Source organism: Paracoccus laeviglucosivorans, from assembly GCF_900182695.1.
In the GTDB taxonomy this organism is placed as follows: Bacteria; Pseudomonadota; Alphaproteobacteria; order Rhodobacterales; family Rhodobacteraceae; genus Paracoccus; species Paracoccus laeviglucosivorans.
Genome location: NZ_FXTK01000042.1, coordinates 1 through 11351, shown reverse-complemented (window position 1 = coordinate 11351; position 11351 = coordinate 1). Strand labels below are relative to the sequence as shown.

Here is an 11351-nt window from a genome sequence, read left to right as displayed (position 1 = left end):
CGCGACTGGACCAAACAGGATCTGATCGAGGTGGCGCGCAGCAAAAAGCTTGATCTGGACAGCGCGGCCGGACGCAGCAAGGCGGCGACGCTGGTTGATGGCTTCTACGCCAAGGCTGGCGAGATCCTGTCACAAGGGCTGGAACGCAGCACCGGGAACGACCGGCTCACCCGTACGCTTGGTACCATGGCGCAAGCCCTGAAACAGGACGGGCAGGTGGCGTTCCAGAACGAGGCCCATGCCGGACGCTTCGCCCGCGATCTCAAGGACCGCTATGGCGCGGACCTGATGGTCCGGCTGGCCAGGGGCGATGATCGCGCGCTGGCGGTCGATATCCCGGACCGTGATCAGCGCCGGGCTGTGGCGCAGGCCATCACCGCCGCCGCCGAGCGCCATGAGACCATGGGCATGTCGCTGCGCCAAGTGCAGGAGGCGAAGCTGCGGCTGCGGGAAGAGCGCGATCGGACGGCGGATCGGGATGGTGATCACACACGCGGTCGGGACAAGGACCGCGAGCGCTAAGACATTGCGCACAGGCCGGAGCCCGCGCCAGACACGGACACTGTCTGTCTGTGCAGGTTGCCGGCCTGCTCCGGCTGCAGTTCATCGTGGGCTTGACCAGCTTCGCCATGATCGCACACGTCGCGCCGTCACTCTAATCGAACCGAAGGGCGGAAAGCGGCCTGACGGCGCCGCGGCAGGGCAACCGCAGCAATACCGAAGAGCGGACGCTCATGCAGGCTGCAGCGGCCAAACCACCTGACGGGCATAAAGCCGTCTGACGCCGCCGCAGCGATGTGACAACGGTAAAATGGGCAGCGTGGTCGTTTATAGAACCTGCAGAATATAGGGTAATTGCCGAGTCGACCTGCGATGTCACAACGGAGCGGGCGGTTCAGATCCTATCTATGGGCCGCGCTGGTAGATCGGCGGGCGGCCAATGTCACGATCATCCCGATTCAGGAAGATTTCGTATCCGGTGAGGTGAAAGGCAGTATTTCCGAGTTCCTTCACCGTATCCAGCGTGTCAACATGGATGAAGTGGCGATACGACGCACGAAACCCCTCACCGAGCGCTGCGCGAAAATAAAATCCCTCGGGCCCGATCGTGAGACAGGCCTCTTCCTGCGGATCATTAATGTCTGATAGTGAAGTCGCAGAAAAATCAGGCTGGAGAATCCAATCTGCGCCAAACGACACGCATTGCTCCGTCGCATCCCATTGGAAAATTCGGTGCCAATTCGCTTCACCCGACCTACCGAAGTCAGGATTTAGGAGCAGGATTGTCAGCTTGTCGTCACGATCATCCGCCAGTCCAGACAACTTGACACCAAACATTGGAAGACTGCTATACCTTTTGAGGAGAAACAGCGCGCCTTTTGGCACATCGACCAAAGCCGCTGACCTCGCATTCAATGTGCTTCGCATACGCTTTCTCTCCAAAAGGCCACTAGTCCCAGCCACGCCGAGTATCGGTGCGGTGACATTCAGGGCAATGCAGTGCATTGATCGGGTGCCTCTCGCGACGGGCCTCTCGACGCTCGTTCTCGTCAAGAACTTCAGCTTCGAAGCGGTGACCACAGTTGTTGCAGCGGAATTTAAGGCGCTCAGTCATAGGCAATACCTGCGTTGCCAATGAACTCGTTCCAGAGTACCTCCGCCGCGCGCTCAGGCGTCAGCTGCTTCTCAGCTTTGCCGAAGATATTCATGGTTTGGGTGAGGAACTGCTCGTAATCATCGCTCGAAATGTTGAAGCCGCCGTTTGCGGTATTTTCTCCAGCATTTTCGCTGAACGAGTAGTATATGTCACCCAAAGCGATTTGCGAGTTTCGACAATGTACCGAGATGTGGGCCGTGCCGTTCCGATGGCCGCCATTTACGATTGTTGCCCCGAAAGAAGTCGTATTTCTGTCAACGAAACGACTCCGCAATCCATCGATTGAGTTGATTTCGAGAACCGCCTTCTGGAAGTAGTCCTTGATGATGGCAAAGGCGGCGTCACGGAAGTCACCCCTGTCGATGTGATCGAACTGTCGTTTTGCCCGGTAGCGGGCCATTGCGGGGCGTACGGCATCTGGTTTAGGGGCCGCTGTTGCAGCGGCAGGCACACTTTCAGCTTCGATAATACGACGAAGCTCCTGCACCACATTTAAGTAGGCAGTGTTCGAGTTTGCCCATTCGCTGATCGCTTTACCGTCAGTTGGGACGGCCTTGAGCTTGCGCAGCTCACCCATCGCCTTCCAGTCACATTCCTCCACGATAATGGGCACCACGCGCGCCTCCCCGGCGTCATGGCGTTCCAGGGCTCGCTTCATTTCGCGTTCGACGCAGTAGTCAGACGCTATGAAATCAGGACTCACCAACAGCAGGAATAGATCGGCTGCATCCAGTTCCCGCGCAATCTCGGCGTCAAGCCCGCTTCCGGCCAAGATATCGCGATCATACCAAGTCTCGATATGTCCAGCCCGCGTCAAGTTCTTAAGGTGTATGTGAAGCCGGTCCAGCGCGGCCTTGTCATGGTGGGAATAAGAAATGAATGCGCGCATATGCTCAACTTAAAATGCTCGGGATTTTACATTTCACGCCCCTACCGTTGCTGACGCGTAGCACGGTAAAACGTGACAGAAGCGGCAACACTTTTCGTGTAACACAACTATGCTTCTTCGTTCGCAATCGGCACTTAATACTCGGCTGAGACAACCTCGAATCAGAAAGCAGCCTTGCGAGTTCAAAAAAGCTATTGCCGAAAATTATCTTTGACAAGAATTGTCTCACATACGTAGCCGTTTTTTAGTTGGTTGAAGACTGAGCCAATGAGAAACAAGAAAAATTACGGGCTGTCTATGAGGAATTTTGTTTGAATAAGTTATACGATGCAAGGGCGGAAATCTTTCTTGCAGATCTCTTATAATTAACCGCAACTGTGTGATCCATGTTGTATGTCGCTGCATCAGACGTGATAAATTCCAGGCGAAGGTCAAGTTCGTCGGTCGTCAAGAGAATGCAAATTGTGAATTACATGGTTTCCTCGAAAAGATCCGGCGTGTTTTCATCTCGTCGTTTACTTAAACCTTCGCCCTGATGCAGACATGGGTGTTTTATGTGTGTAAGGCCCTTCGCAGCTTCGAAATGGACCCATCCCCCTTTCGGCATGCCATAGCTCATGATCAACGCCCCGCACATCGGGCAAGGTCGACTGGAGCGGCGGACCTTACTGTCAGGCCTGCCAATCCGCAGCACCCAACTGCTACGGACGGAAACTGTCCGTCCCGACGGGTGTCGGCGAGTATGAGCTTTCCGAAAATACCACCGATCAGTCATCCAAGCCCCCTTCTTTCCTCTACACGACTGCCACTCGGTGTTGAACGCACGTAGAATCCCTGAGGAATTGTCTCTTGCACCAAACCGACATGGGAGATCAGACCCACTGCACGACTGCCTTCGGTCAGTTCTGCGAGAACCTGAAGCACCTGATCAAGAGTGCCGGCGCCATTTTCGGTATCGAGACTGCCGAACCCTTCATCGATGAAAATAGTGTCCATCCGCACCTTACCCGACAGGCTTTCGACCACATCGGCAAGCCCGAGCGCCAGAGCCAGCGCCGAGATAAAGGTCTCACCACCGGACAGGGTCGCCGTCGGGCGGGCCTTGCCGGTGTTGATATCGAACACATCGATCCCAAGCCCGCGCTTGCCACGCCCGCCCGATGCCTCGACAGCGCGCTCCAGCCGATAGCGGCCGCGCGTCATCGGGTCGAACCGCATATTTGCCGCCTCCAGCACCTGATCGAACATGGCCGCGATGGCAAAGGTTTCCAGCGTCATGTTGAAATCGTTCTTGCCATTGGCAAGATCGGCCAACCCCCGGAGCGGGCCGGTCTCTGCCTCTAGCACCTCTGTTCTGGCAAGGGCATCGGACAGCGACCCTCTGAGAACCGTCAGCCCCTCGACCGCCGACTCCGCCTCGGCTAGTGCGGTCATCGCTGCCCTTACGCGCTCGGCCGCCGCCGCTTGCACCTGCACCAGTTGCTCAAGATCGGGGCGGTCGCAACCAGCGCAATCGGCCTGGGCATACTGCAGGGTCGTGCGCGCCGCGATCAACCCATCTTGATGGTCCCGCACCGCCTTGCGGTCATCGCCAAGCGTTGGGAAGTGCGCCTTGCACGCAGCGTATCCCCCCTCATCCAGCCCAACCTCATGCAGGCGGGCCGTGAAATCAACCTGCGCCCGGGCTGCCCGCCCAGTCTGAGCCTCTTGCATCCGCTGTGCCGCGGCAAGCAATTCCTGCGCCCGGGTCAGCGCCTCGGCAGCAGCGCGATCCCCCTGTACCGCCCGCTCTAGAGCCTCGGCAAGCCGCGTTTCTTCCCCCTGCAAAGCCGTGCGCCGGCCTGCCACGGCCTCGGGAGTGCGCAGCCCCTCGGGCAGCGCATCCACCACCGCATCGCGCCGCGCCGCCGCCCCGGCCAAGGCCTGCGCCGCCGTGCTTGCGGCGATCCTGGCCGTGGTCGCGGCCGTCTCGGCCTGCGCAACCTCCTGTTTCAGATCTGCAAGCCGCGCAGCCATCGTCTCAAGATCGAGCGCCGCGCCGATTGCTGTCAGCGCCACGTCCAGCCGCGCCTTGTCGGCCTCAAGCTCCGCCTGGGGCCGCGTCGGCCGGTCCATCTCGGCCGCCGCCTGCCGCCTTTCATTACAAGAGCGCCGACAATTCGTCAGCTCGGTCTCGGCGCGCACCTTGGCTTCGGCGGCTGCTCGTGCCGCCGCCTGCGCCTTGCGAAAGGCCTCGGTCAGGCCGGATTGTTCCGGGCTGCCCTGCGCCGGTGCAGGATGATCGGTGCCGCCACAGACTGGACATGGGGCGCCCTCGGTCAGCTTTTCGGCCAGAATGATCGCCTGCGTGCGTGTCAGCCGCGCCTCGGCCTCGGTCAGGGCGGTATCAGTCGCGTCGCCATCGGCAATCCGCGCCGCCAGATCGCCCGCCGCCATCTCGATCCGGCCTTCGGCCTCGGCCACCGCAGCCGTGGCCTTTGCCAGCGCGGCAGCCCGGGCTAGTTCATGGTCCAACCCGGCCAGCTCTGCCGTTAACTGACTGCGGCTGGCCTCGGCCCGGCGCGCCTGCTCCAGTGCCAGATCGGCGGCGTCGCGCTGCGCCAGCAGGGTTTCCCGCGCGGCATCGGCCGCGGTCAGTGCCTGTGCCGCTTTTGCTGCATCCTCGCTGGTCCGGTCAAACGCCGCCTGCAAGTCGGCGGCCTGCCCGACCCTTTCCCCAACCTCCTTCAACCGTGTCAGATCGGCCTGCACCGCGCGCAAACGCTCCTCGCCTGCCCGCGCCGCTTCCAGCGTCTGCTCCGCAAAATCCCGCGCCTGCAGGGCGGTTTCCAGATCCGCCGCCGCCGTGGTGACAGATGCTACCGCCTCTCGGCTGGCCGCTGCCGCATCATGCCATGCGGTTTCCAGATCCCGTGCATGCAGAGCGTTGCTGACGGTCTCGACCCGCCTTTCCAAGTGGCCAATCACCGCCGCCTTCGCCTCCAGACCCTCCAGTGCCTTGCTCGCCCCATCTGCCGCAACAAAGGCCTTTTCAAGCCTTTCACCCTCGGCCAAGCCTGCACGCGCCAACAGCTGCGCCGCATCCTCGGCCTGTTGCCGGCCCCGCGCCTCTTCGACCTGGGCCGTGGCTGCGGTGATGCCGATCTCCAGCGCCTCGGCGCTTTCAAAGCCGCGCTCGATCAACCGCGCCAGATAGAGTGCACGCTGCTCGCGCAGGGCCCGTTCCGCCTGCGCGGCCTCGTCTTTCAGCCGCGCAGCAAGGTCGCGATAGATCTTCACATCGAAAAGTTCGCGCAGAATCTCAACCCGAGCATCGGTTTTCGCCGCCAGAAAGGTCTCAAACCGGCCCTGCGGCAACAGCACGATCTGGCGAAACTGATCCGGCCCATAGCCCAAGAGCTCGCGCAGCTGCTTGTCGACGACCGAGACCTTTTTCTCGGCCAGAACCCGGCCCGATTGCCCCGACCCGATCAGGTCAGGCGCGATCCCGGTTACATCGAACAGCGCGGCCTCGGCAGCATCCGCGGTCATCCCCGCGCCGCGCGCCTTTGGCCGCTCCTGCACCGGGCGGCGGCGGATCAGATAGCTTTTGGCACCCAGTTCGAACAGGAATTCCACCTCGGTGGGCAGATCCGCCGCCGCATGATCCGACCGCAGCGAGCGCGGCTCCTGATCGGCCTTGGTCGGCGCGCCGAACAGCGCAAAGACCATCGCCGAAAACAGCGTCGACTTTCCCGCTCCCGTCTGTCCATAGATCCCAAACAGCCCGATTTCGAGCGCGGATCGGAAATCGATGATTTCGGTGGTCGCAAAGGGGCCAAAGGCTTGCAGCGTTAGGCGGATCGGTCTCATGGCTGATCCTCGGCGACCTGTGTGGTGTGCAATCTGTTAGCGACCAGCGCCAGTTCGGTGGCGTCGGGCACCCGACCGCGCATGACCTTGAGAAAATCGCCGACCATATCGATCGGCGGGATCGCGGCCCGCCCTGCGCCCGGCGCCCGGGATTCCGGCGCACGCGCCTGCCGCGCATAAGTCAGATGGCAGGCGTTGGGATAGACCGCGCGCAGCCGCTTCATCGGATCGATCAGCGGCGTCTCGTCGTTCAGGATGGCCTGAATGAAATCCTCTGACGGGCTCCCGGCCAGCAGTTCGGCAAAACTCCCGGTCAATGAGCGTACCCGCCGCAGCGGGCGAAACGGCACGGTGCGGATATCACTGCCTTGGGCATGCAGATCGACGATGGTCATGGATTTCTCTTGCCCAGCTTCATCAAAGCCAAAAGCGAGCGGGGCACCGGAATAGCGGATATGGTGCGCGCCTACCTCCTGCGGCTTGTGCAAATGGCCGAGCGAGACGTAATCGGCGCCCGCGAACACCTCCGCCGGCACGGTTTCGATACCGCCAACCCGAGTCAGGGCGCGCTCGGCCTCACCGACCGCCCCGCCAGCCACAAAGGCATGGGCGACCACCACCCACCGTGCGCCCGCAGGCACCTGAGCCCGGGCGGCGGCGATCTGGGCCGCGATCACATCTGCCGGCGTGCTGATGCTTTCGTCGCCGAACAGCTCGCGCGCGGCATATTCATAGGAAAAAGCCAATGCTGAAAAGGCAACCTCGCCGTGGGCATCGCGCATCACCAAGGGCGCCTCGACAGCATCGGCAATCCCGCGCACCAGCGCCCGAGAAGGGGTTGAAAAGACCGACATCGCCTCGATCCGGTCGCCAGAATCGTGATTGCCCGAGATCATCACCACGGCGGCTTCGGTCTCCTCTGCGACCCGTTTGAGAAACCGGTTAAACTGGCGGATAGCCGAATTTGGGGGAGAGGCTCGGTCGAACACATCGCCTGCGATCACTAGCACATCGACCGCTTCGGCCACCAGCGTCTCTATGATCTGGCCCAGCACGGCTTCATGGTCATCTTCAAGGCTGAGTCCCATGAACTGCCTGCCCAGATGAAGATCTGCCGTATGAAGGAATCGCATCTGTATATCCAGTTTCTATACGTATTATTACTGTATGGACGCGGCACGACAAGTCAAGTAGTCTTCAACGTATGGACCTTGAATCTCTCAATCATGCACAGCGCGAACGGATCCTGCTCTTGGATCAATGTCTTACATGGAAAGGCCAGGCTAACCGCCGGGACTTGATTGTTCGCTTTGAAATCTCGACAGCGCAGGCGGCAGTCGACTTTCGTACCTATCTTTCGCTGACGCGGACACCTCCGGTCTATGATGCCACAGCGAAAACCTATTTCTCGAACGACGAACATAGTCCGTTGTCCGATGCTGGCCCTGAGCAGGTCTTCGACCTTCTCAGGGAAGAGAGTTCTCATCTCGACGCAAGCATCCCACTGCCCAATCGCGCCATGGACCCCGCCGTCGTCGCTCAGCTTTACCGCGCGATGACAAACGAGAGAGATATCCTGATCACTTACACCTCGATGAACAGTGGGCTCTCCGAACCGCAATGGATCAGTCCGGTACGGTTTCACTTTGACGGAGAGGCCATTCATCTCCGAGCCTGGAGCCATAAGCATGGGGAATACCGGGACTATCTCCCGATTCGAGTATTGAAACAAAACAGCATCCCAACGCGAGACAGGTCCTTCCCACTACCGTTTGACACGGATTGGAACCAATTTGTGCGCTTACGGATATGTCCGCGTTCGGAACTCTCGGACGCACAGGCGAGGGTGGTCCGGTTGGAATACGGATTTCCGGAGCAGACACACATCACGGTCGAAACTCGCAAGGCACTAGCATTTTATGTGATGAGGCGGTGGCGCCTCAATGACGATAAGGCTAGGCTCCAGTTGGAAGAAATCGAAGAAATTGAATTGTAACGCTGCGGCCGGTGGGCAGATTGAGGCTTCTAGAGGTCGTAATATTCCCGCCTAGCTCAACAGTAGGAAGCTCCCACAGTCGTGGGTATCGCCGGGGGAGAGTTATGCCGAACGAAACTATACACAATCCCGATCAGTATATGACCGCGCTCCGTACAATTATCGCAGGTGGACGGAAGCGGATCGGACTGCTGCTCGGTGCCGGCGCGTCCGCTGGCATGCGTAAGAGCGATGGCAGCTATCCGCTAATACCCGCAGTTGCCGGCCTAACGACCCAGGTCCTCGGGAGCCTGAACGGCGAATACCAGTATCAAATTGCCGAATTGAAGAAGGAACTGGCGCCTAAGGATGACATCGAGACGATCCTTTCGCGAGTGCGGGCACTGGCAAAGATCATCGGCCCTGCGAAAATCCACGGCTTGGACGGCCCACAATACGCCACGCTGGGTGAGCGAATCTGCGAAGAAATCGGCACCATCGTCAATGTATCTCTCCCACCGAGCGGATCTGCGTACAGCGACATCGTCACATGGATCGTGGGCACGGCCCGCGATCATCCGGTCGAGATATTCACGACGAACTACGACTTGCTCATGGAGGAAGCACTGGAGCGCGTGCGAGCGCCATATTTCGACGGCTTCACGGGCGGCCGCGACCCGTTCTTCGATCCTGTAACGGTCTCGAACAATGACCTCCCGGCTCGCTGGACGCGCCTTTGGAAGCTTCACGGCTCGCTCGGCTGGTCATCGAACGATAAGGATGAGGTCGTTCGCTCGGGCAAGGACAGCGCCAAGCATCTCGTGTTCCCTGAGCATCTGAAATATGAGCAAACCCAGAAGGCCCCCTATGCCGCACTGCTGGACCGCCTCCGCGCCTTCCTTGCGACACCCGACACCCTGCTGATATCGGTGGGCTTCTCGTTCGCGGACGCCCACATATCCGCGCGGATTGACGAGGGGCTCGCTGCCAATCCTTCGGCTAGCGTATTCGCGTTTCAATTTCAGAAGCTTGAGAAGGAGAGCTGTGCAAGTGAATTGGGTCGTCGCCTGCCGAACTTCAGCGTTTACGCACGTGATGCGGCAGTCGTGAATGGCTCCGCAGGCCTCTGGAAGGTTCCCGACCAGCTGCCGAGCAAGGACTGGGGGCCGATCCGCTCGTCCTACTGGTCGCGCTTCGAGGATGCCTCCCCAAATGAGTTTATTCTCGGCCGCATTGAAGACTTTGCTCGCTTCTTCTCAGCAGCGCGGTCCGCGCAGGCCTTCGCCGCACAACAGACTCAACTAGCGGAGCCCAACACCGCGCTTCCGGCCGAAGCCCCTGTCGCATGAAAAACGCACCCACCCTTCTCGGTCACGTCGGTGCAGTGGCGGGAGCTTCTGTCAGCGTGCGGCAGTATGAAGGTGTCGCTTCGGGGATCGCGATCATCGGAGGCCGCAGTTATCGCGTGGGCCAAGTTGGAAGTTTCGTGCGGATCCCACAAGGCTATCACGACCTCTATGGTATCATCTCCGACGTCGGTGCGACAGCGACACCCGAGACGCTAATTGACACTCAAGCACGGGGCGAGCGCTGGATTAAGGTTCAGCTCGTTGGCGAAGTGATCGAGACGACCTTTGAGCGGGGCATCAGTCAGTATCCTGCAATCAATGATCAGGTCCATCTCGTGGTCGAGGAAGATCTAGCAAGAATCTACGGCAACGTTGATACAGGCCAAGTTACGATCGGGCGACTGTCAAGTGCAGAGAGCATTCCCGTGCGGATCGACCTAGATAAGTTGGTCACGCGCCATTCGGCGGTACTGGGGTCGACCGGATCAGGCAAGTCGACCACCGTCACGAGTCTCTTAAGATCTCTATCTGTTGGACAAGGAGGAGGAGCGGGCTTTCCAAACGCCAGGGTTCTTCTTATCGACATCCACGGCGAATACGGACGCGCTCTAGGTGAGGTGGCGCGCGTGTTTCGTGTGAACCCCGTTGAGGGCGAGTTTCCTCTTTACGTACCCTATTGGGCCCTCGAGCTCGGGGACCTCCTGGCCTTCCTGCTCGGCAAGACCGATGAAAAGGCGCTGACGGCGATTCAGGATCGCATCCTCCGGATGAAGGTGCATTCAGTTGAAAATGGAGCCTATCCTGGCACCGATCTCAATTCTTTAACCTTCGATAGCCCGTTGCCCTTTAGCCTGAAGGCGCTGTGGTTCGCCCTGATCGATCCGGAGCTGAAAACTTGGGTTGAAAACACCCAACAGACTTCGGCACGCACCGCTGAGGGCGATGCAGACACTCTCGTGCCGCCAACCTATCCCCTACCCGGTATCGGCGGCGCGACACCGTTTGCCAATAAGTCGAACGTGCTGTCGATCAGGCGCCAGCTAGACCAGCTGCGGTCGCGTCTCCTTGACCGTCAATTTGACTTCATGCTCCGACCCGGGCCATGGGAGCCCAACCTCGATGGCGTGCCTGAAAGTGACCTCCCTCATCTGCTTGAGAGTTGGTTAGGCCATGATAGACCAATCACCGTCTTGGACCTCTCTGGGGTGCCGAGTTCGGTGTTGATGCGTCTGATTGGTGGCATCCTGAATGTGATTTATGAGGCGCTATTCTGGGGTCGCGAACGTCCGGAGGGCGGTCGCCGGAGACCGCTGCTGGTCGTGATGGAGGAGGCACATCGCTATCTCGGAAAAGACGACTCGAGCCTCGCGCGGGACGCCGTTCAGCGGATCGTGAAGGAGGGACGGAAGTTCGGCATCGGAGCGATGATCGTCAGCCAGCGGCCTTCGGAGATCGACGACACCATCCTTTCACAATGTGGCACCTTTTTCTCTCTGCGGCTCTCGAACTCGGCGGACAGGGGCAAAGTGCAAGCGTAAGCGTTTTCTAGGCCGCACCTTCCGAGTTTTCGGCTGACCTGCGACTCCGTGTCTGACGGAGATTAGCGGTTGAGTTTCGCGATGGCGACTA

The 11351-nt window shown here is 59.8% G+C and carries 8 protein-coding genes; 4 read left to right on the top strand and 4 right to left on the bottom strand.

Annotated features, from left to right (window positions below; all coding sequences use genetic code 11):
- The coding region (locus FN835_RS21400; RefSeq protein WP_185958782.1) for a hypothetical protein at positions 1–522 on the top strand (522 nt) is incomplete at its 5' end.
- A 384-nt stretch (positions 523–906) separates the two neighbouring features.
- On the opposite strand, the gene FN835_RS20230 is transcribed toward FN835_RS21400, so the two are convergent.
- The 4 genes from FN835_RS20230 to FN835_RS20210 form a co-directional block, all read right to left on the bottom strand.
- On the bottom strand, positions 907–1506 hold the full coding sequence (locus tag FN835_RS20230; RefSeq protein WP_185958781.1) for a hypothetical protein: 600 nt from the start codon (positions 1504–1506) through the stop codon (positions 907–909).
- A 101-nt stretch (positions 1507–1607) separates the two neighbouring features.
- Entirely contained in the window at positions 1608–2546 is a 939-nt protein-coding gene (locus FN835_RS20220; protein ID WP_142665046.1) for a toll/interleukin-1 receptor domain-containing protein, read from the bottom strand.
- Between the two features lie 771 nt (positions 2547–3317).
- On the bottom strand, positions 3318–6398 hold the full coding sequence (locus FN835_RS20215) for an AAA family ATPase (RefSeq protein WP_142665045.1): 3081 nt from the start codon (positions 6396–6398) through the stop codon (positions 3318–3320).
- Positions 6395–7531, bottom strand: a complete 1137-nt coding sequence (locus tag FN835_RS20210; RefSeq protein ID WP_142665044.1) for an exonuclease SbcCD subunit D — start codon at positions 7529–7531, stop codon at positions 6395–6397. The genes FN835_RS20215 and FN835_RS20210 overlap by 4 nt, the downstream gene beginning before the upstream one ends.
- A 71-nt stretch (positions 7532–7602) precedes the next feature.
- Between FN835_RS20210 and FN835_RS20205 the strand changes: the two genes are divergently transcribed.
- From FN835_RS20205 to FN835_RS20195, 3 genes are all read left to right on the top strand, one after another.
- On the top strand, positions 7603–8394 hold the full coding sequence (locus FN835_RS20205; RefSeq protein ID WP_142665043.1) for a BrxR family transcriptional regulator: 792 nt from the start codon (positions 7603–7605) through the stop codon (positions 8392–8394).
- 104 nt (positions 8395–8498) lie between these two features.
- On the top strand, positions 8499–9722 hold the full coding sequence (locus FN835_RS20200; protein ID WP_142665042.1) for an SIR2 family NAD-dependent protein deacylase: 1224 nt from the start codon (positions 8499–8501) through the stop codon (positions 9720–9722).
- Positions 9719–11260, top strand: coding sequence for an ATP-binding protein (locus tag FN835_RS20195; RefSeq protein ID WP_142665041.1), 1542 nt, complete (start codon positions 9719–9721; stop codon positions 11258–11260). Before FN835_RS20200 ends, FN835_RS20195 begins: the two co-directional genes overlap by 4 nt.
- The last annotated feature ends 91 nt before the right edge of the window (positions 11261–11351 follow it).